This is a genomic window from Rhizobium sp. LARHSG275 (genome assembly GCF_052871115.1).
Window position 1 is genome coordinate 69957 of the sequence record NZ_JBIXJN010000018.1, and the last position, 20383, is coordinate 90339.

The 20383-nt window shown below is 59.6% G+C and carries 20 protein-coding genes and 2 pseudogenes; 9 read left to right on the forward strand and 13 right to left on the reverse strand.

Annotated elements, in window-relative coordinates; genetic code table 11:
• Positions 1 to 49 precede the first annotated feature (49 nt).
• Positions 50 to 262 (forward strand): hypothetical protein, encoded by a 213-nt coding sequence (locus ACIPSK_RS23430; RefSeq protein ID WP_017965772.1) that lies wholly within the window; start codon positions 50 to 52, stop codon positions 260 to 262.
• On the opposite strand, the gene ACIPSK_RS23435 is transcribed toward ACIPSK_RS23430, so the two are convergent.
• The 6 genes from ACIPSK_RS23435 to ACIPSK_RS23460 all read right to left on the reverse strand — a co-directional run bounded on the left by ACIPSK_RS23435 (position 263) and on the right by ACIPSK_RS23460 (position 6481).
• Complete coding sequence (locus tag ACIPSK_RS23435; RefSeq protein WP_162117989.1) at positions 263 to 658, reverse strand: DUF1236 domain-containing protein; 396 nt, start codon at positions 656 to 658, stop codon at positions 263 to 265.
• A gap of 131 nt (positions 659 to 789) precedes the next feature.
• On the reverse strand, positions 790 to 1902 hold the full coding sequence (locus ACIPSK_RS23440; protein ID WP_162117990.1) for an ABC transporter permease: 1113 nt from the start codon (positions 1900 to 1902) through the stop codon (positions 790 to 792).
• 1 nt (position 1903) lies between these two features.
• Complete coding sequence (locus ACIPSK_RS23445) at positions 1904 to 3031, reverse strand: ABC transporter permease (RefSeq protein ID WP_162117991.1); 1128 nt, start codon at positions 3029 to 3031, stop codon at positions 1904 to 1906.
• Complete coding sequence (locus ACIPSK_RS23450) at positions 3028 to 4773, reverse strand: ATP-binding cassette domain-containing protein (protein ID WP_162117992.1); 1746 nt, start codon at positions 4771 to 4773, stop codon at positions 3028 to 3030. Before ACIPSK_RS23450 ends, ACIPSK_RS23445 begins: the two co-directional genes overlap by 4 nt.
• Positions 4770 to 5783, reverse strand: a complete 1014-nt coding sequence (gene hlyD / locus ACIPSK_RS23455; protein WP_162117993.1) for a secretion protein HlyD — start codon at positions 5781 to 5783, stop codon at positions 4770 to 4772. The genes ACIPSK_RS23450 and hlyD overlap by 4 nt, the downstream gene beginning before the upstream one ends.
• Complete coding sequence (locus ACIPSK_RS23460; protein ID WP_162117994.1) at positions 5780 to 6481, reverse strand: CerR family C-terminal domain-containing protein; 702 nt, start codon at positions 6479 to 6481, stop codon at positions 5780 to 5782. Before ACIPSK_RS23460 ends, hlyD begins: the two co-directional genes overlap by 4 nt.
• Positions 6482 to 6886: 405 nt before the next feature.
• On the opposite strand from ACIPSK_RS23460, the gene ACIPSK_RS23465 reads away from it, so the two are divergent.
• On the forward strand, positions 6887 to 7039 hold the full coding sequence (locus tag ACIPSK_RS23465; RefSeq protein ID WP_003581757.1) for a hypothetical protein: 153 nt from the start codon (positions 6887 to 6889) through the stop codon (positions 7037 to 7039).
• A 229-nt stretch (positions 7040 to 7268) separates the two neighbouring features.
• Positions 7269 to 7583 (forward strand): hypothetical protein, encoded by a 315-nt coding sequence (locus ACIPSK_RS23470; protein ID WP_162117995.1) that lies wholly within the window; start codon positions 7269 to 7271, stop codon positions 7581 to 7583.
• A 91-nt stretch (positions 7584 to 7674) separates the two neighbouring features.
• On the opposite strand, the gene ACIPSK_RS23475 is transcribed toward ACIPSK_RS23470, so the two are convergent.
• Positions 7675 to 8691, reverse strand: a complete 1017-nt coding sequence (locus ACIPSK_RS23475; RefSeq protein WP_162117996.1) for an NAD-dependent epimerase/dehydratase family protein — start codon at positions 8689 to 8691, stop codon at positions 7675 to 7677.
• Between the two features lie 246 nt (positions 8692 to 8937).
• Here ACIPSK_RS23475 and ACIPSK_RS23480 point away from each other — a divergent pair, with 246 nt between their 5' ends.
• Entirely contained in the window at positions 8938 to 9894 is a 957-nt protein-coding gene (locus tag ACIPSK_RS23480; protein ID WP_162117997.1) for an endonuclease/exonuclease/phosphatase family protein, read from the forward strand.
• A 50-nt stretch (positions 9895 to 9944) separates the two neighbouring features.
• On the opposite strand, the gene ACIPSK_RS23485 is transcribed toward ACIPSK_RS23480, so the two are convergent.
• From ACIPSK_RS23485 to ACIPSK_RS23495, 3 genes and pseudogenes are all read right to left on the reverse strand, one after another.
• A complete protein-coding gene (locus ACIPSK_RS23485; protein ID WP_162118044.1) occupies positions 9945 to 10250 on the reverse strand; it encodes a hypothetical protein in 306 nt (101 codons plus the stop codon).
• Positions 10251 to 10369: 119 nt separating this feature from the next.
• Complete coding sequence (locus ACIPSK_RS23490) at positions 10370 to 11797, reverse strand: mannose-1-phosphate guanylyltransferase/mannose-6-phosphate isomerase (RefSeq protein ID WP_210254204.1); 1428 nt, start codon at positions 11795 to 11797, stop codon at positions 10370 to 10372.
• A gap of 51 nt (positions 11798 to 11848) precedes the next feature.
• Positions 11849 to 13261 (reverse strand): annotated as a pseudogene (locus tag ACIPSK_RS23495) (phosphomannomutase); the annotation flags it as partial.
• A 239-nt stretch (positions 13262 to 13500) separates the two neighbouring features.
• Here ACIPSK_RS23495 and ung point away from each other — a divergent pair.
• The 3 genes from ung (at position 13501) to ACIPSK_RS23510 (ending at position 15887) form a co-directional block, all read left to right on the forward strand.
• Positions 13501 to 14202 carry a uracil-DNA glycosylase gene (gene ung / locus ACIPSK_RS23500; protein WP_162117999.1) on the forward strand — a complete coding sequence of 234 codons (702 nt, stop codon included), beginning with the start codon at positions 13501 to 13503 and terminating at the stop codon, positions 14200 to 14202.
• Between the two features lie 135 nt (positions 14203 to 14337).
• The gene (locus tag ACIPSK_RS23505; protein WP_162118000.1) at positions 14338 to 15270 is read left to right on the forward strand and encodes a VOC family protein; all 933 of its coding nucleotides are present in this window, start codon (positions 14338 to 14340) and stop codon (positions 15268 to 15270) included.
• A gap of 11 nt (positions 15271 to 15281) precedes the next feature.
• Positions 15282 to 15887, forward strand: coding sequence for an alpha/beta hydrolase (locus tag ACIPSK_RS23510; protein WP_162118001.1), 606 nt, complete (start codon positions 15282 to 15284; stop codon positions 15885 to 15887).
• Between the two features lie 192 nt (positions 15888 to 16079).
• Here the strand turns inward: ACIPSK_RS23510 and ACIPSK_RS23515 are convergent, their stop codons facing one another.
• Positions 16080 to 16331 carry a KTSC domain-containing protein gene (locus ACIPSK_RS23515; protein WP_162118002.1) on the reverse strand — a complete coding sequence of 84 codons (252 nt, stop codon included), beginning with the start codon at positions 16329 to 16331 and terminating at the stop codon, positions 16080 to 16082.
• Positions 16332 to 16615: 284 nt separating this feature from the next.
• On the opposite strand from ACIPSK_RS23515, the pseudogene ACIPSK_RS23520 reads away from it, so the two are divergent.
• Together ACIPSK_RS23520 and ACIPSK_RS23525 are read left to right on the forward strand one after the other, a co-directional pair.
• Positions 16616 to 17188 (forward strand): annotated as a pseudogene (locus ACIPSK_RS23520) (TolC family protein); the annotation flags it as partial.
• Between the two features lie 72 nt (positions 17189 to 17260).
• Positions 17261 to 18052 (forward strand): metallophosphoesterase family protein, encoded by a 792-nt coding sequence (locus tag ACIPSK_RS23525; RefSeq protein WP_162118004.1) that lies wholly within the window; start codon positions 17261 to 17263, stop codon positions 18050 to 18052.
• A 115-nt stretch (positions 18053 to 18167) separates the two neighbouring features.
• Here the strand turns inward: ACIPSK_RS23525 and ACIPSK_RS23530 are convergent, their stop codons facing one another.
• Together ACIPSK_RS23530 and ACIPSK_RS23535 are read right to left on the reverse strand one after the other, a co-directional pair.
• On the reverse strand, positions 18168 to 19496 hold the full coding sequence (locus ACIPSK_RS23530) for a UDP-glucose dehydrogenase family protein (protein ID WP_017965755.1): 1329 nt from the start codon (positions 19494 to 19496) through the stop codon (positions 18168 to 18170).
• Positions 19497 to 19765: 269 nt separating this feature from the next.
• Positions 19766 to 20365, reverse strand: a complete 600-nt coding sequence (locus ACIPSK_RS23535) for a transglutaminase-like cysteine peptidase (protein WP_026154310.1) — start codon at positions 20363 to 20365, stop codon at positions 19766 to 19768.
• Between the last annotated feature and the right edge of the window lie 18 nt (positions 20366 to 20383).

A 20383-nucleotide genomic window follows, 5' to 3' on the forward strand; every position in this document is an offset into this window, starting at 1 on the left:
GCGGACGTTTCGGCGATGCTGATCCCGTCAATCGATGGAGGATCGGCTCATGCTTTCCACCGTGCATATTCTATCGCTCAGGCAGGGCAAGCTTTACGGCGACCAAATTCCGATAGAGGCGCTGCCGCGGGGGTTCGAGTTGCCAGAGTACGCTGTCGTCCTGTTCTCGCTGATCGGCAGGTGGCGCGAGCGCACGAAAAAAGGCTCCGCCGAAGCGGAGCCAGAAGTTGCCGAACCACAACGGGCGGCTTCGGTTGCCTGATTATTCGATGACCTGCACCACACGGTGGGTGCGGGGTTCGACAATCACGCGTTGATTGTTGATGACCGTATAGGCATATTTCGGATTGTCAGGTACCGGCGTCACTACGACGTCTGCCGGAAGCGGCTTGCCGACGACGATCGGTTCCTGGACCACCACGGAGGCGGTCGGGGCTGGCTGCTGCTGGACATAAGTGACGACCTCGCGCGGCGGCGGATCGACAACGGCACCGGCGACACCGCCGGCCACACCGCCAATGGCAGCACCCACAGGGCCGCCGACGATTGCGCCGGTGATGGCGCCGCCGGCTGCACCGGTCACGGCTCCATCAGCGAGCGCATTGGTTGCAAATGACGACAGCGCAAGGGCGCTGGAAACAACGAGAATCTTGTACATTTTGCTTCTCCTTTTCTGGGGATTGCACTGGGGTAACGACCGCGCCAATCCGAGGTTCCGGCAGGAGAGTGTCACGCTTTGGACGGCCGGTTCACATTATGTGAGGCCGCTAAAGTCCGGGTCGGAATGCGTTATTCCAGCCGCCGGCGGAAAAGCCAGGCGGCGGCACTGAGCGTAACAGTGGCGATCAGCGCCAGTGGGATCGTCTGGTTCACCACCTCGCTCAAAGGAATATCCTTGAGGAAGACGCCTTTGACGACGACCAGGAAATAGCGCAGCGGATTGATCAGGGTCACCGGCTGCAACCATCCCGGCATGTTCTCGATCGGCGTCGCAAAGCCGGAGAGCAGCATAGCCGGGACCATGAAAAGGAAGGCGCCGAGGATCGCCTGCTGCTGCGTCATCGACAGCGCCGAGATGAAGAGGCCGAGGCCGGCGACCGAACCGAGATAGAAGATCGCGCTGCCGTAAAGCAGGAAGAGCGAGCCGCGCAGCGGCACCTCGAAAAGGAAGACGGCGGCCAGGATATAGACGGTGATGTGGAAGAGGCCGATCATCATCGGTGGAATCAGCTTGCCGATCAGAATCTCGTGCATACGCAGCGGCGAGACCATCAGCTGGTCGAAGGTGCCGAGCTCGCGCTCGCGAGCAATCGACAGCGCCGTGACGATCAGGCCGATGAGGAGCGCGATGCTGGCGATCAGGTTCGGCACCATGAACCATTGATAGGTGAGGTTCGGGTTGAACCAGTTGCGCGGCAGTGTCGAGACGATGTCGGCGCCGGCACGTTTGCCGGCCGGTGTCTCGGCGGCAAGGGCGGCGCCGATTTGCGAGAGATAGCCCGCGACGATCTGCGAGGCGTTGGAGCGACGGCCATCAAGCACCATTTGCAGGTCGGCTGGCGTCCCGGCCTCGATATTGCGGGAAAAGTCTGGGCCGATCTCAACGGCGGCAATGGCCGTCTGATTGTCGATCGCCACCCGGACCTCCGCCTGACTTTCTGCAATCTCGATCTTCCTGAAAGTCGGCGAGCCGTCGATGCGCTCGATCAGTTCCTGGCCCCAGTGACCGCTGTCGCGGTTGAGGATCATCACATCGACATTGCGCACTTCGAGCGTCGCGGCATAGGAGAAGACGAGAAGCTGGACGATCGGCGGGCCGATCAGGATGGCGCGGCCCTTCGGATCACGCAGGACGGCGAGCAGCTCCTTGACGATCAGGGCGTAAAGCCTTGTCCAACCCATCTCAGCCGATCCTCTTTCTGGTGCTGCGCGCCGCAAGCACGAACATGATGACGCCGATCGTCAGCATCACGCCGATCGCCTGCAGGAACATCGGCCAGATATCGCCGGCGAGGAACACCGTCTGCAGGCTGGGGATCAGGTAACGCGCCGGCACGATGAAGGTGACCCACTGGATCACGGTCGGCATGGAATTGATCTCGAAGAGAAAGCCCGACAGCAGGAATGCCGGCAGAAAGGCCGAGATCAGCGCCAACTGCGAGGCGAGGAACTGATTCTTCGTTGCCGTAGAGATCAACAGGCCCTGGCCGAGCGCCGGGATCAGGAAGGCGGCCGACAGGGCATAGAGGGCAGCGACGGAGCCGCGGAACGGCACGCCGAAGAGAAAGACCGCAAGCAGCACGCAGAGCGTCATCGAGGTGAGGCCGAGCAGAAAATAAGGCAGGATCTTGCCTGCGAGCAGCTCGACCGCTGTTACCGGCGTTGCCATCATCGCCTCCATCGTGCCCCGCTCCCATTCGCGGGCGACGACAAGCGAGGTCAGAAGCGTGCCGACCAGCGTCATGACGATGGCTATGGAGCCGGGCACTAGGAAATTGCGGCTGGTCAGTTCAGGGTTGAACCAGAAGCGCTGCTCGACCGAGATGGCAGGACTATGGGAGGCGACGTCCGCTTGCCTCTGCCGCTCCCAGTTGGCAATGGTGCCCTGCGCATAATTCTGTACGAAATTCGCCGTGTTCGGATCCGAGCCGTCGACAATCACCTGAATATTGGGACGGTTGCCGGCGGTGTAGCGTGTGGTGAAATCGGCGGGAATGACGACAATGCCGCGTACCTTGCCGAGCACAAGATCGTCCTTGAACAGGCGCCGGTCGCGGCTGACGGCGACCTCGAAATAGCGCGAGGCTTGGAAACTCGCCGACAGATCCTGTGTCAGCGGCGTCATCTCCTCGGTCACGAGGCCGATGCGGGTGCGGGTGGTATCGAGCGAGACGCCGTAGCCGAAGAGAAAGAGCAGGATCAGCGGCAGCACAAAGGCGATGAGGATGCTGCTCGGATCGCGAATCGCCTGAAAGCTTTCCTTGCGCACGAGGGCCAAGAGACGCCGCATCCGGCCGGAGGAGGTGCTCATGCGGCATCCTCCTTCTCGGATTGCTGCACCAGGGCGATGAAGGCGTCCTCCATCGTCGGGTCCGGCTGCTCCTTGGTTGCAACCCGGGCTTTCAATTCATCGGGCGAACCGAGCGCGATCGAACGTCCGCGATAAATCAGCGAGATGCGGTCGCAATATTCCGCCTCGTCCATGAAATGGGTAGTGACGAGCACGGTCACGCCCTTTTCGACCAGCGCATTGATATGCGTCCAGAATTCTCGCCGGGTGATCGGATCGACGCCGGAGGTCGGTTCGTCAAGGAACAGGGCGCGCGGCTCGTGCATGACAGCGCAGGCAAGCGCCAGGCGCTGCTTCAGGCCGAGCGGTAGATCTTTCGCCGGCTGGCTGGCATGGCGGCCGAAATCGAAGATGCTGGCCATCAGCTCGATGCGTTCGCGCCTGTGCGGCCCGCGAAGGCCATAGACGCCAGAGAAGAATTCGAGATTTTGCATGACAGTCAGATCGCCATAGAGCGAGAATTTCTGCGCCATGTAGCCGAGCTGGTTGCGGGCCTCGGCGGCATCGCGGCGAAGGTCGAAACCGGCGACGCGGCCTTCGCCGCTTGTCGGCTTCAGCAAGCCGCAGAGCATCTTGAAGGTGGTGGATTTGCCGGCGCCGTTTGGGCCGAGCAGGCCGAAGATCTCGCCGCGGCGGATATCGAAGCTGATATTGTCGGCAGCGGTGAAATCGCCGAAGCGCTTGGTCAGCGCCTTGGCCTCGATCACCGGCCGGTCATCCTCGCCTTTCGTCGGCTCTTGCGCCTCGGCCAATCTCGAGCGGCCGCCAGGACCACCACCCAGCATGTCGATAAAGGCATCTTCGAAGCGCGGCGGGGCAGGGGTGAGTGTCGCGCCATCGCCGGCCGAGCCTATATCCGGTTTCCTGTCCTTGGCGGCGACGAGGCGGATCGCCTCGCCCTGGATCACGCCATCGATGACGCCATCAGCCTGCAGAAGTCCGGCGAGCACCTGCCGGCGGCGCCCTGTCAAGCCCGAGACGCGGAAAACCCGGTCGCTGACGCGGCCGGTCATGTCAGCCGGTTTCCCCGAAAAGAGCAGCTTGCCCTGGTTCAAGAGCAGCACATGATCGCAGGCTTCGGCCTCGTCGAGATAGGCGGTCGACCAAAGGACGCCGATGCCTTCCTTCGTCAGGTTCTCAACCATCTTCCAGAGGTCGCGGCGCGAGATTGGATCGACGCCGACGCCCGGCTCGTCGAGCAGCAGCAGGCGCGGCTTCTTCAGAAGCGCGCAGGCAAGACCGAGCTTTTGCTTCATGCCGCCGGAAAGCTTTCCAGCGAGCCTGCCGGTGAAACGCTTGAGATCGGTAAAGGTGAGCAGTTCGTCGAAGGCGCTCGCACGTTCGCTCTTCGGCAGGCCACGCAGATCGGCGTAAAGGTCGAGGTTTTCCTGTACCGAAAGGTCCTCATAGAGACCGAAGCGCTGCGGCATGTAGCCGATCGCCGCCTGGATGCCGGCGGCATTCTTCCGGGTATCGAAGCCGAGAACCTCCATAGCTCCCGTGTCGGGCAGCATCAGGCCGGTCATCAGGCGGATCAGCGTCGTCTTGCCGGCGCCGTCAGGGCCGACGAGACCGGTGATCGCGCCGCCACCGATGACGCCGGAGACGGCGTCAAGGGCGGCCGGCGCATCGCCGAAGCGCTTGGTGACGCCGTCGATCCGGACAAGCGGCTTGTCGCCCCGGCCGGTCTCGGCGGCGGTCATCGCCCGTCCGCCGTCGGCGTTGGAAAACGCATGGTGACTGGCATGCCCTGGCGCAGATCCGGGCCGGGCTTATCGATGACAATCCGCAGGCGATAGACGAGGTCGGTCCTGAGCTCCGGCGTCTCCACCGATTTCGGCGTGAATTCGGCAACCGGCGAGATGAAGCCGATCGTACCTTCATAGGGTTTGTTGGACGCCGTATCGGAGGTGACCGAAACCTTCATGCCGGGATGGATGCGGCCGAGATCGGGTTCGGCGACATAGGTGCGAACCCAGACGGGTTCTGTCAGCGACAACACGAAGACGGTGTCGGCGGGGGAAACAATCGCGCCATTTTCCCGGACGCGGGAGAGCACGACGCCGTCGTTCGGCGCGCGCAGTTCGGTGTCATCTAGCGAAGTGCGGGCGGAAGCGAGTGTTGCCTGTGCCGCCTTCAATTGGGCGTCGGCAGCGGCAATATCCTCGACACGGGAGCCTTCCAGCAGCAGTTTCAGCGCCTCGTTGGCGGAATCGGAGCGTGCGGCGGCCATGGCCCTTGCAGCGGTTGCCTGATCAAGGCTCGCCTCGGAAATCGTGCCCTGCGGTCGCAACTGGCGGGCGCGGTCATAGGCGAGGTTGGCATTGCGGAGATCGGCGATACTTTCGTCATAGGCGGCGCGTGCCTGGGCGATCTCGGTCGGCCGCGGACCGGCTTTCAGCTTGTCGAGCGTCGCCCGAAGGGCTGCGACATTGGCCTCGCCGGAGCGGACCGCGAAGTCATAGGGGGTTGCGTCGAGCTTCGCCATGACCGTTCCGCTCTTGATGACGTCACCTTCGTCGGCAAGGAGTTCGGAGAGGCGGCCACTGACGCGGAAGCCGAGCGAGACCTGGCGGATATCGATATTGCCGTAAAGGACGAACTCGCGGCTGGGCTCAGGCAACCAGCCGAGCTTTTGAGGCAGGCCGTGCCACCAGCCGGCGGCACCTGCCGCGACGAGAAGAAGGATGGCGAGGGGAAGGATGCGTTTCATGCTGCACTTCCTTTCGGCGAGCCGATGCAATCGACCAACTCTGCGGCAAGGCCGCGCACCGTTTCCACCTGTTCCGGGCCGACTCCGTCCCACTCCATCTGGGCGAGCACGGCCGCGTGGGCGACACGGAAGACGAGAATGCTGCCGAGAAGGGTGAAGGTGCGAAGGCGCACATGTTCCGAGGCCGGATCCTCGTGAAGGATGGCTCCGATCAGCCGCCGGCCCACCTCGATCATCGGCCGCATGAGGCCCTGATAGACCCGTGTGAAGGCTTCGGTCGGCTCCATCTGCTCGCGGATCAGGAAACGCGCCCAGGATTCGGATTCCCCGCCGACGAACAGCGTCACCATGGTCTGCAAAATCTCGATCAAGAAATGGCGGGCCTCCGCTTCCCCAAGCGGTTTGCCCGCAGCGTCGAGCGCCAGCAGATGCGCACCGACGCGCGCCCTCATGTCACCGACATGCGTATTGATCCGCATCATCAGATATTCGGCCGTGGCGATGTAGAGACCTTCTTTGCTGCCGAAATAATAGGGGATCGCCTGCAGGTTGACGCCGGCGGCATCCGCGAGCTGGCGCGTCGAGGCGCCATCGAAGCCATAGCGGCCGAAGACGTCGAGGGCAGCGTCCAGCATCTTCTGGCGCGCGATCTGGGCGCGGGCGGAGGCCGGTGGCTGGCTGTTAGCTTCTCGGGTCATGGCAATTTGTAACATTAGTCGAAAAGTAAGTCAATCGATTGATATACTTGCCAAGACAAGAAGATGACATTGCTCGTGGGACGTGTGGTCTGGTTTGGAATCGAGATATGCCGTTCAGCGGTCCAACGTCAATTCGGATCAGGCGATCTCACTGTTCTGGAAAAACGCTTGGAAAGAAAGCAAAGAGGCCCGTGGGAACGGACCTCTCAGGGTTCTCGGGGTGGGAAGAGGAACCAAGTCTCGGAGTCGGCTGCTAACAGGTAGCAGTGCAGTATCACTAATTTTCACGACACTAATATGTCTGGTGCCAGCCGGCTGCAAAACAAAGAACGCGCCACTTTTTCGTGATCCCTGTGACTATGTTTTGACACAAAACTGCCTTGCTCTTTCCGTATCGGCAGTTCGATGCGTATTCAGATCTATATTATCGCTCTGCTGCTCAGCGCCATCATGTGGTCGATCTCGTTCGATGCGGCGCGAGAATCCTATCATGCTGCGCAAAGTGCGGGATTGATGCCGAACCTGCACATCAACAAGAAGCTGGATCGTGTCCTGTAGACTGCGATGCAGCGTCGAGGCCATCGGCATTTCCGCGTTTTTTCCGTGGATTCCGAACCGGTGCGACCGGAAAATCAAATTTCTTAAAATTTGACCGATCTGCTTAAAAACCCTGAAAATACTGATGTGTAGAGTGGTCTCATGAAAGCGACCGAAGCGTGGACAGACGCGTCGATCGTTTGGAGCCGGGCAAAATGAAGCCCGCCGATCCGCAAACGGGGACTTCGACATGCACAGAACTCTTGCCACCATCGCCTTGACCCTGACGATCACCGCCGCCGCCGAGCCGGCCTTCGCCATCGGCCCAGCCAGCCTTGCCCGCGACCTGATGTACACCTCAGCCATCGGCCATTCGCCCGAGGTTCCGTTGACGACACGCGCCGGTTTCATGCGCCCAGGCGTTCCTTTCGTCCTGCGCGGCCCTGCTACGGTCGAGGGCGAGGGCTACCGGCTCAAGACCTATTCGCAGAGCCTGACCGTTGTCGTCGGTTACGTGTTCGCGACGGCGGTCGCTGCCGTCGACGCCGTCACGTTTCTCCGCTGAAACATTGGGCCGGCTTCGGCCTGTCGCATCCTCTGCGACACCTAGCGCATGATACCGAAAAGTGTGAGGGGTTTTCGGACGACACCCTGTTCTAAGCGTCGAGTTCGCCGCGCACGTCGAGATACCAGTCGACGAAGGCCTTGACGCCGATATCCAATGTCGTATCCGGCCTGTATCCCGTCAGCGCGACGAGCAGATCGGGGGCTGCGAAGGTGCGCGGCACGTCACCCTTCTGCATCGCCAGCATCTTGCGGATGGCAGGACGGCCGAGCGCTTTCTCCACCGTTTCGACGAAATCCATCAGGCTGACCGGCTTGCCCCCGCCGATATTGACGACGCGGAAGGGCGCCTGGCGCGAAAGCGTTTCGACAGCTACGTTGTCAAGACGATTTTCCTCGCTCGGAGCGATTGCCGACAGCCTGACGATCGCTTCAATGAGATCGTCGATATAGGTGAAGTCACGGCTCATATTGCCTTCGCCGTAAATCTCGATCGGCTGGCCTTCGAGCATGTTCTTGGTGAATTTGAACAGCGCCATGTCCGGGCGGCCCCATGGGCCATAAACCGTAAAGAAGCGAAAAGCCGTGGTCGGAATCTTGTGAAGATGGGCATAACTATGCGCCATCAGTTCCATTGATTTCTTCGTCGCGGCATAAATGGTCAGCGGCTCGTCGGCGCGATCGGTCTCGTGAAAGGGGACGGTCGGATTGGCGCCATAGATCGAGGATGTCGAGGCCAGCATCAGGTGACGGATTTCGACGCGCCGCGCGATTTCCATGATGTTCCACGAGCCTTCGACGTTCGAACGAAGATAGGCCTCGGGATTTTCCAGGCTGTAGCGGACGCCAGCCTGTGCGGCGAGGTGGATCAAAATGTCGGGCTTGGCCTCCAGAACGGCGGCTTCCAGCGCTGGGCGGTCCTCAAGCATAGCGATGACAGGTTTGAAAGCCGGAAACTGGGAGAGTGCCGCATGGCGCATCTCCTTGAGCTTGACGTTATAATACGGAGTCAGGCCGTCGAAGCCTGTGACGTCGTGCCCTTCCTGCAGCAGGCGCCTGGCCAGATGAAAACCGATAAAGCCGGCAGTCCCTGTAATGAAGTAGCGCATTCCCACCTTTTCTCGGCTCCCTGCCGACGGCAAAGAGCCGATTCCGTATCAAGTGACCCCACTTACAAGATAAGAAGAGGCCGAGTCGATAGGTCTTTGAAAGAGAAGGCCACAGCACCGTCCCCGCTGCCGTCGGTCTATCCGCCGCTGTTTTGCCGGACGCCGGCTCCCGGCTGTTATGCTGCATTGCACCATAACTGATCGCATGTTATGGCCGGACGGCCGTCTGCAAGCAGGTCAGGATCGATGAGAGATATAATTTATTGGATTCTCTGCGCGTTTCTGACCGTTGCCATCGCGATCGTATCGTTACGCTATGTCACGAACTTCTGGCTTCTGTCCTTCGTCTACAGCTTTCAGCTTCACCTCGGCGTCGTGTTCGTCGCCGCCAGCATCATCATTCTGGCCATCAAGAGACAGATCTACGGCTTTATCCTTCTGCTTGCCTCGCTTCTTCTCATCGCTCACGGCATCATCATGCTGCGCGAATTCGCGGAGGGCGACAGAAGCACCGACACCCCGCCGCTTTTCCGTCTGATGTCGTTCAACATCGCGATCGACAACTGGAAAAACTCGACTGAGATCACCAACATGGTGATCGCGTCGAATGCCGACGTCGTCAATCTGCTCGAAGCAAAGCCGTTGACGTTTCACCTGCAGCAATTGTTCAAGGCCTATCCCTACCATATCGGCTGCGATACCGGGAAGGATACATGCGATACGCTTGTGCTCTCCAAACGCCCGTTCGTCAGCCGGCAGGTCGCAAGCATGGGCAGTTTGCGAAAAAATAGGCTGGTGATAGCAAGCGTCGATTTCGGCGGCGAGACCATCAATCTGGTTTCAGCGCACCTGACTAAACCATACTTCGACGATTTTCAGATGGCTGAATTGGAAGATCTCGCCAAAGCGCTCGACTCAATCGACGGCCCTCTGGTGGTGTCAGGCGATTTCAACTCCTCGGTGATCGCTCCGAGCATCCAAGCTTTCCTGCGCGAACAGAAGCTGAAGACGATCACGCCAGAACCGGCAACATGGCCGGTCGGCGCCGGCCGGCTCGGGATCGCCATCGATCACATATTTGCGCGCGCGCCGCTTCATCTGACATCGCTGAAACGTCTCGATGATAGTCTCGGCTCGAACCATTCGGGCCTGGTCGCCGACTTCGTTCTCGACAAGGACAGTGAAACTTCACCCGCAAAATGATTTTGCCTGGGGCAAGACAAGCCCGGGCAAGGAAATTGCCGGGCCACAAATCAGAATCTGGTTCGGCCGCCTTTTTTGTCGATCATCTGAAAGGTCTTGCCGTCGGTCTTCACGTTGACGCAATCGGTCTTCTTGCTGGGGAACAGGACGCACACCTGGCCATTGTTTATCTTGTAGCCATTCTTATTGCCGTCGCGATATTCGTAGCCATTCTTGCCTTCTTTCAGTTCGGACGTACCGGGCAGGTGCTGGCGAATTTCGGACTCGCTTGCGGTTCGCATGCTTGCCGTTTCGGCAAACGCCATTCCCGGCATCATGATTGCAAGAAATCCGGCGAGGACGGGCAACGTACGCATCAGGGGGATATCTCCGGTCATGTCTGTCGGTACATCCATTCTACGAGAACCCCAAGAGGAAATTCAACAGCGAGGATGGTCGCGCCGGAAAACACCCGACCATCGCTCCGGTTGCGATTTTACGTTCTGCCGAACTCATCGACGATACGGATGATGTCGTCCTCGCCGAGATAGGAACCCGTCTGCACCTCGATGAGCTCGAGAAGGATCTTTCCAGGGTTGGCGAGGCGGTGGACTTCGCCGAGCGGAATATAGACGCTCTCGTTCTCACGCAGCATCCGCACGGTCTCACCGACCGTCACCTCGGCCGTTCCCTTGACGACGATCCAGTGTTCGGAGCGGTGGTGGTGTTTTTGCAGCGAAAGCTTCTTGCCCGGTGTAACGAAGATGCGCTTCACCTGGAAGCGATCACCGTTGAAGATCGAGGTATAGCCGCCCCAGGGGCGATAGGATGTCGGATGGGTTTCGGTGAATTTCGCGGTGGCGGACGTGGACGCCAGCATCTTGACCAATTGCCCGACGTTCTGGCTGTCTCTGAGCGGCCCGACATAGACGGCGTCTTCGCTGGCGATGACGGCGACATCATCCATGCCCTGAACGGCAAGATGCACGCCATGCGTCATGACGAGCGAGTTGCGGGTATTGACCACGGTGGTGTTTGCGGCGGCGACATTGCCGTTACCGTCGCGTGCGCCTGATTTCCAGACGGCATCCCAGCTTCCCATATCAGACCATTTGAAGGGCGAGGGGACAACGGCGGCCTTGGAGGTCCTTTCCATGATCGCGTAGTCGATGGAGATGTCGGGGCTCTTGGCGAAATGGTCGGGGTCGAGGCGAGTGAAATCGAGGTCGCGGCTTGCTTTCGAAACGGCCTTGCTTGCAGCCTTCAGCACGTCAGGCGCATATTCCTGCAGTTCGGCGATAAGTTCCGCAACCGGGAACATGAAGATGCCGGAGTTCCAGTAGAAGCCGCCTGCGGCGAGCATCTGCTCGGCCTTCTCAAGTGCCGGCTTTTCGACGAAGCGCTTGACCTTATGCGCACCGTTTTTGAGCGCATCGCCGATCTCGATATAACCGTAACCCGTCGCCGGCTCCGTCGGACTGATGCCGAAAGTCACGAGCTTGCCGTCGCCTGCGGCATCGCGGGCGATGCGGATGCAATCGAAATAGGTCTCATCGGCCAGGATCTCGTGATCCGAGGCGAGCATCTGGATGATCGTGTTCTTGCCGAAGAGCTCGCCGGCAAGGTTAGCGGCGGCGGCCACCGCTGCCGCGGTGTTGCGGGCAACCGGTTCCAGCAGGACGGCGGCGAGCGGGATGGCGAGTTCGCGGGCCTGCTCGGCAACCAGGAAGCGGAATTCCTCATTGGTGACGACGATCGCGGCTTCATAGAGATCCGGATTGGAAACCCGGTCGAGGGTCTCCTGAAACAGCGTCTTGTCACCGACGAACTGGATGAACTGTTTCGGTGCGGTGGCACGGGAAAGCGGCCAGAGCCGGGTGCCTTTGCCGCCGGCCATGATCACGGGAACAATTTTCTGCGTCATAGGCGGGTTCCTTGAAAAAAACGTGTTCGTCGCATGTTTAGCGGGTATCTCCGCCCAGTCTCGTATACGGGTCAGCCCGGCGGTCAGAAGATCCAGGGCTGCGGTTTCGCTCTCGGCTTCCACGTAACAGCGCATTTCCGGCGCATTGCCGGACGGGCGGAAATGGATAATCCTGCCGTCCCTCAGCGTCAGGCGAAGTCCATCGATGTCGGACTTCGCAGCCACCTCGCCGATCGGCTGCAGGAAGGCCGAAAGATTTTCATCAGAGGCACGCAGATACTGCATCAGCGCTGCGCTCGTCTCGACCGGAAAACTCTCCAGGCGGTCGGCGGCTGCAAATGGCAGATGATAAGAGGCGGCAACGGCCGAAAGCGGCTGCCTGCGAATGGCGGCGAGCGACAGGATCGCGAGCATCGGGATAAAACAATCGCGTGTCGGCAAGGCACGCACGTTCCTGCCGTTGATATCAAAGGCGGTTGCGGTCAGAAGTCCGCCATTGGCTTCAAAGCCCATGACATGATCCTTGCCGGCCGTCACGGCCTCTTCCATGCCTGATATGACGAAGGGTGAGCCGACGCGGGTGCGTCGGACGGCGAAAGAGCCCGCGGCCTCGATGCCCGAATTGGAGGTAACCGGTGTCACCACCGTGCCAGCGCCGAGGAAATTGGCTGCCACAAGGCCGAGAAGGTCACCGCGCAGCGGCGTGCCTGTTTCGTCTGCGACCAGCGGACGATCGCCGTCGCCATCGGTCGAGACGATCGCATCGAACTTGTGCTCGGACACCCAACGCCTCATCAACGCGATCGTCTCGTCGGAAACGGCTTCGGTGTCGACGGGAATGAAACTCTCCGAACGTCCGAGAGCGGTGATCTCGGCGCCGTAATGGGCGAGAACGTCCACCAGCAGGTCGCGGGCGACGGTGCTGTGCTGGTAGACGCCGATCTTCAGGCCGGCAAGCGCGCCTTGCGGCAGCAGAGCCGCATTGCGTTCGAAAAAGAGTTGCAGGCAAGCGGCTTCGTGGTCTTCCGTCTCGGCCCGTGCTTGCACCACCGTTTCGCCGGTTCGTTCGATCTCGGCTGCCAAACTGGTGATCGCTGCCTCGTCCGCCTTGTCGATCTCGCCATCCGGGCGATAGAATTTGATTCCATTGCGGTCGGCCGGAATATGCGAGCCCGTCACCATCAGACATGCGGCGTTGCTTTCGAGACCATAAAGGGCAAGGGCGGGTGTGGGGACATTGCCGCAGTCGAATATCCGAAAGCCGAGCGCGGCAAGCGCACCGGCACAATTTCCCGAGATTTCAGGGCTTGAATCGCGAAAATCGCGGCCGATCAGAATGACGTCGCCGGTCCGCGCCTTACCGGTCTGCAGCAGATATTTGCCGAACGCGGTGGCGTAGAGGGCAGAGGCGCGTCCCTTGAGGTCGACTGAAAGTCCGCGAAGGCCGCTCGTGCCGAATTTCATAGGAAGACATGGCTCCGATTTCACAATCAAGGTTCTACTCAGGCCGCCTGCCGGCGTAAATACCGAAGCTATCATATAGTTAAACACGGACGACGGTGCCCCGGCCAGCCTCTCGCAAATCCTCTCTCTCCGAATTCCGAAGGTGTAGACCCATTGCCGAGCCGACAGGCATTGCAGCGTAGATCGATTTTGCTAGAACCGTGTGACCGTTGTTTCGTCATATGCGAAGGGTTTCCGGGATGAGCGATCCATCTGTCAGCCTCGAAGAGAGCTGGAAGGCCGCGCTGGCGGGGGAGTTTTCAAGCCCGTACATGCAGCAGCTCAAGTCTTTCCTCGTCGCGCAGAAGCAGGTCGGCAAGCGGATATTCCCCAAGGGCAGCGAATATTTCCGCGCCCTTGATCTGACGCCGATCTCCAACGTCAAGGCCGTCATCCTCGGCCAGGATCCCTATCATGGACTTGGGCAAGCCCATGGGCTGTGCTTCAGTGTCCGGCCGGGCGTGCGCATACCACCCTCGCTCGTCAACATCTATAAGGAGATGGAGACGGATCTCGGCATAGCGCCGGCACGGCACGGTTTTCTCGAACATTGGGCAAGACAGGGTGTGCTCCTGCTGAACAGCGTGTTGACCGTCGAGGAGGGGCAGGCAGCGGCCCATCAGGGCAAGGGGTGGGAGCGCTTCACCGACGCCGTTATCCGCAAGGTCAACGATGAATGTGAATCCGTCGTCTTCATGCTCTGGGGTTCCTATGCACAGCGCAAGGCCGCTTTCGTCGATACGACGCGGCATCTCGTGCTCAGGGCGCCGCATCCCTCGCCGCTTTCGGCCCATAACGGTTTTTTCGGCTGCGGGCATTTTTCAAAGGCAAATGCCTTCCTGCAGTCGCGCGGGCGCGCGCCGATCGACTGGCAATTGCCGGCCGATCCCCATGGGGCATAGGTGTGAACGCAATCTGATGTTCGTTCACTAAAAGAAGACAATGCGTTTTGGTCTGCGGGTCTGTTCCGTGAGAGTTTCAGCGCGCATCTTAGCCTCATCGAAAGCCCGCAACGGCGGGCATGAAAGGGGTCACAAATGCTCGATCAGATCAAGGGTCTGCACCACGTCACGTCGATGGCGCAGGACGCCCGCACCAACAACCAGTTTTTCACCAATGCGCTCGGTCTGCGTCGCGTCAAGAAGACTGTCAATTTCGACGCGCCTGACGTTTATCACCTCTATTACGGTGACGAGACCGGCACACCCGGCAGCGTAATGACCTATTTCCCGTTCCCGAAGATGGCGCAGGGCCGTCCCGGCACAGGCGAGGTCGGCACGACGGTGTTTTCCGTTCCGCAAGGCTCGATCGGCTTCTGGAGCGATCACTTTGCCGCGCTTGGTGTCGGCGGCCTGAAGGCTGAGGAAAGTTTCGGCGAGAAACGCCTGAATTTTTCCGGTCCCGACGGTGACGGTTTCGCACTTGTTGAAGTCGAGGACGATAACCGCCAGCCCTGGACGCATAGCGGCATCAGTGAGGATCACGCTATTCGCGGCTTCCATTCCGTTGCCATGCGGCTGCGGGACGAGGGCGCCACGGCCGAGCTCCTGAAGTTCATGGGCTACCAGGTCGCTGAAGAAAGGGACGGCGTCAAGCGGCTGATCAAGCCCTCCGGCAATGGCGCGCATCTCATCGATCTCGAGACCATGCCGAACATCGCCCGCGCGCTTCCCGGCGCCGGCTCGGTTCATCACGTCGCCTTCGCCGTCGAAAACCGCGAGAAGCAGCTCGAAGTGCGCAAGTCGCTGATGGACACGGGTTATCAGGTCACGCCGGTGATCGACCGCGACTACTTCTGGGCGATCTATTTTCGCACGCCGGGCGGCGTGCTGTTCGAGGTCGCGACCAATGAGCCAGGTTTCGACCACGACGAGGACACGGCCCATCTCGGCGAAGCCTTGAAACTGCCGCAGCAGCACGCCCATCTTCGCGCGCTGCTCGAGCAGCACCTGCAGCCGCTCGAAGCGTAAGGAGAGGCGATATGACCGAAACTGGATATGTGCACCGGCTGCATGCCGGCGCACCTGATAAACCTATCCTGCTGGTGCTGCACGGCACCGGTGGCGACGAAAACCAGTTTTTCGACTTTGGTCGGCGCCTGCTGCCGGACGCGACGATTCTCTCCCCGCGCGGCGATGTTTCCGAACACGGCGCGGCGCGGTTCTTTCGCCGCACCGGGGAAGGGGTCTACGACATGCCCGACCTTTCGCGCGCGACCGAGAAGATGGCTGCCTACGTCAAGGCATTCGCTGACGAGTACCGGGCTTCCGAGATTCTCGGCCTGGGATTCTCGAACGGCGCAAATATTCTTGCCAACGTGCTGATCGAGAAGGGTATCTTCGATGCCGCGGTTCTGATGCACCCGCTCATTCCGTTTCAACCCGAAGCCCAAGTAACGCTTGTGGGAAGAAAGGTGCTGGTGACGGCGGGACGACGGGATCCGATCGCTCCCGTCTCCATGACCGAGGCGCTGTCCGAGCATCTGAAAGACCGAGAGGCGGAGGTCAGGGTGGTCTGGCACCCCGGCGGTCACGAAATTGCGCCGCTCGAGATCAATGCGGTTCGCGATTTCCTCGGCAATTATTGACCGCGCGCCGCGTCTTTTTAGACACGCAAACGACGCCGTAGCATCTTGAAGTGCGGCATAATTTGTCCCTCAATCGATCCCGATTTAAGGAATTATGCAAGTGCTGGCGGGAAACTGATTTGCGGGACCGGCGAATGCCGGTCCCGCATCTTTGCTGGAACGATAATACTATCATCCGTTCTCGACAAGGCATTAGGGACGGGGAGGATATTTGCCCCGGATTGCCTTCATATAAAAATTTCCTGGCGATGCCGCCATCGTCAAACCGACGACGACGCCCTTGGGAACGCCTTCATATTCTCGCCTCTGACCGTTGGTCAGATAGACCCTTAGATGCCGGCTGTCTTCGTCGTAGGTGATCGCCTCGATAAGCTTCGAATCAACCGCAGTTTCCACTTTGCACCCCGCAGTTTTGGATCTGAGATTCCTGACCAAGAATGTCATTCACGCTCGCAACGCGCCATCATTATGCTGCGCCGCAAGGGCGTCAAGCGCGATCTGCTTTAACGTTCATTTTTTCCCGCGGCCTCTCGTTATAGTTGATTTTTGCAGCTTCTCGAAGGTCACCCCTGTGGAAATCCGATGCCTGTGGCTCCTCCATTTGAGGAATATTAGCCGATAATGTCGCGAGAAACGCAATAATCGCCGGCTTAACGCCGGATTAATTATCATATAGCAAACTATAGCGTATTATTAACCGCAGCACCCTCCCAAGCATGAATGACTACATCCGCAAGGCGGAGCGTGACCTCGCCGCTGCAACGGTCAATATCGGCGCTGCCGAGTCGCAGCTTTATCCGAGCATCACTCTCAATGGTTCGATCTCGCCGTCATCCATAAAACAAGCGGGTAGCGCTCCCGGTGGCCTGACCACCTGGTTGTTCAGGCCGGCTCTCAACCCGCCAATTTTCGGTGGTGATCGGCTGCGCCCGAATGTGGAGATGACGAGATCCAATGCGAAGGTGCAGTCTCTTGCGTGGAAGCAGATTGTTCTGGCCGCCCTCGAAGAGGTTGAGCGCGCTCTATCGTCCGTTCACCGCGACGCGCAAACCATTCAGGCGCTGCGGGCGCAGGTGAAGACCACGCAGGAGACTCTTGCGCTTTCAATCGGGAGCTACAAGGATGGACAATCATCCTTGCTTGATGTGCTGGATGCGCAGCGTTCAGCCGCGACCAGTCAGGCCAACCTGGCGCAGGCGGTGCAGCAAACGGCGAAGAACTATGTCACTCTGAATGTGGCAATTGGTTCGGGTTACAACTTCGGTGGGGCCGCGATCAGGCCAAATTCTTATGAACAGTGAGCCTCATGCCGTTTCAGCGATGGATAAGAGATGGATTATTTCCGCAACCCGCCATTCGGTCGGGTCTCATAAATGGGTTCCATGTTTAACTATCTAGCGCCGTGGCGACAACACATACCGATACTGGCCGGCAACCGTAAAAGACGCGCTCGGCTGACGTTTGCCGAAGGCGAATTCGCTGCGGTCTACGCGATGAGCGATGTTCACGGATGTTATAACGAACTCGTCGAGGTGCATCGCCGCATCGTCGAGGATGCCGCGCGCATCCCGGGACCGAAACTCATCGTCATGCTCGGCGACTATGTCGATCGCGGACCTGATTCGAGTGCGGTGCTGGAGTTCCTGAGCAAGACCCCGCCGCCGGGATTTCAGCGCTTCGTCCTGTGCGGCAATCACGACGCGGAACTGGTCAAACTCTACCGCAAGCCGGCACGCATTCTCGAATGGCTCGGCTTTGCCGGAACGGAGACGCTGCACTCATACGGTATCGACATCGAGCATCTGCTGGAGTCGGCGGCCGGAAGCGAAACAATTGCCCGCGTCATCCGCACCATGATACCCGAGCGGCATATCAAATTCCTGGAATCGCTGCCGATCATGCTGCGGATAGGAAGGGTCGTCTTTGTTCATGCGGGCATCAAACCGGGCATCGACCTCAAAAAGCAGAAAGACAGCGACCTCATGTGGATCCGTCAGCCCTTCCTGGATGAAGGGCCGCAGCTTCCTGTCCTCGTGATCCACGGGCATACGCCGGCACGAATCCCGACATTCGGGCCGCAACGCATTGGTATCGACACTGCGGTTTCGGCGACGGGCCGGCTGACGGTGCTGACGATAAAGGGGACGCGAGTCGGCATCCTTTAAATCGGCGAACATGAGGTCGTCCGAAAACGCCTACACTTTTCGGCGTCATGCTCAAAACCAAACGCCGCGGATTATGCTCCGCGGCGTCAGGACAATAAAAGTTCACGGAGCTATCTCAGGCGCCGGTCGCTTCCTGATAAAGGTTGGTGCCGATACCGGTATAGGTAAAGCCGTGTTTACGGACCTCGTCGCTGCGGTAGATATTGCGCAGATCAACCAGGATCGGAGCGCGCATCGACTGCTTCAGGCGATTGAAATCGAGCGCGCGGAACTGGTTCCATTCGGTGACGATGACAATCGCATCCGCACCAGCGGCCGCTTCATAGGGTCCGCTCGCATATTCGATGTTCTCGATCACCTTGCGGGCGTTTTCCATACCCTCGGGATCGTAGCCGACCACTTGCGCGCCGTTGTCCTGCAGGGTCTGGATGACCGCGATCGCCGGGCTGTCGCGCATGTCGTCGGTATTCGGCTTGAAGGTCAGGCCAAGGATCGCGATCTTCTTGCCGCGAATGTCTCCGCCGACGGCCGAAATGACTTTGCGTCCCATCGCCCGCTTGCGGTTGTCGTTGATCGAGATCGTCGTCTCGATGAGACGCATCGGCGCGTCGTAATCCTGCGCCGTCTTGGCAAGAGCAAGCGTATCCTTGGGGAAGCACGAGCCGCCGTAACCCGGGCCGGCATGCAGGAACTTGGAGCCGATACGGCCGTCGAGACCGATTCCACGCGAAACGTCCTGGACGTTTGCGTCGACCCGCTCGCAGAGATCGGCGATCTCGTTGATGAAGGTAATCTTCATCGCGAGAAATGCATTGGCCGCATATTTGATCAGTTCGGAGGTGCGGCGGGTGGTGAAGACCAGGGGGGCCTGGTTGAGATAGAGCGGGCGGTAGACCTCGGTCATGGTTTCGCGCGCCCGGTCGTCGTTCAGGCCGACGACGATACGGTCGGGACGCTTGAAGTCTTCGATCGCCGCACCTTCGCGCAGGAATTCCGGATTGGAAACGACGGCGACATCTGCCGCGGGATTGGTTTCGCGCATGATCCGCTCGACCTCGTCACCCGTGCCGACCGGCACCGTCGACTTGGTGACGATAACGGTGAAGCCTTCCACATAGGTGGCAATCTCGCGTGCAGCGGCGTAGACATAGGAAAGGTCTGCGTGGCCGTCGCCGCGCCTGGACGGCGTGCCGACAGCGATGAACACGACGTCGGCGCTGCGGACACTTTCGCCGACATCGGTCGAAAAGGACAGCCGGCCGGTGCTGGTATTTTCGGCGACCAGTTGCTCCAGACCCGGCTCGTAGATCGGAATGCGGCCTTCGCGAAGGGCTTCGATCTTACTCAGATCCTTGTCGACGCAGATGACGTCGTGGCCGAAATCCGCAAAGCAAACGCCTGAAACGAGGCCGACATAGCCTGATCCAATCATCGTGATGCGCATATTTCCCTCAAATCATTAGAGTAGAACGTCATGCTGCGTCGCAGCATGACGTTCGTCATACTCAATCTGGGCGAAAAGACAATATCGAAGATCGCTTGATACCCACATCGAAAATCGAACTCCGGGCACCACAGTTCGCTGCCGGTTAGCCCGTCGACAGCCAAAACATAGGTTTACGTGAGCGATATGACAAGTCGAGCGGCTCGTCAGAGCAGGCTCGACTTCAATCCGGAAACAGGATCAATCAATCTATGTCGCTGCCTCGGCCGTTATAGCTGGTACCAGACATAGGGGTCTGTTCCCGATTGAATCTTGTCCCAGCGCAGATCGGTATCGCGCCAGTTCTTGATGCTGCTCTTCCTGTTGTCGAGCACGAGATCGCCCTTGTCGGTTCTGACGACGAGGACCGCGTGCCCTTCACCGGAGGGCGTATATGCCGTCGCGATCCGCAAAGCGCGCGACGACCAGCCCATCGCTATCAGCCGGCTGCGCTTGGTCAATGCGAAATCTTCGCAGTCGCCGCTGCGCACATTCACCTTCCAGACGTCGCCATTCAATTCGTTGCGGGGGTCGTTCCGGCCGATCATCGTACGATTGACGGCAGAGTTGACGTCCTTCAGTTGCAGCATTTGCGTGTCCGACAGTGCAACGACCGCCAAACCATTGTTGTCGCGGCATTCGGTCGGGTTCTGGGCGCAGAACAGCACCTGGGCGAAAGGTGGAATGATCTTACCTCTTTCAGAGATATAACTGGCTGCCGAATTACCGGTCATACCGCGGGCAAAACCTGCGGGACCGGCGGCAAATGCCGAGCATGCATTGCCTGCTGTAAAGGCCAGCGCCAGAAGTGTAACGACTGTTTTCTTCATCTCTTAAATCCCCGTTAC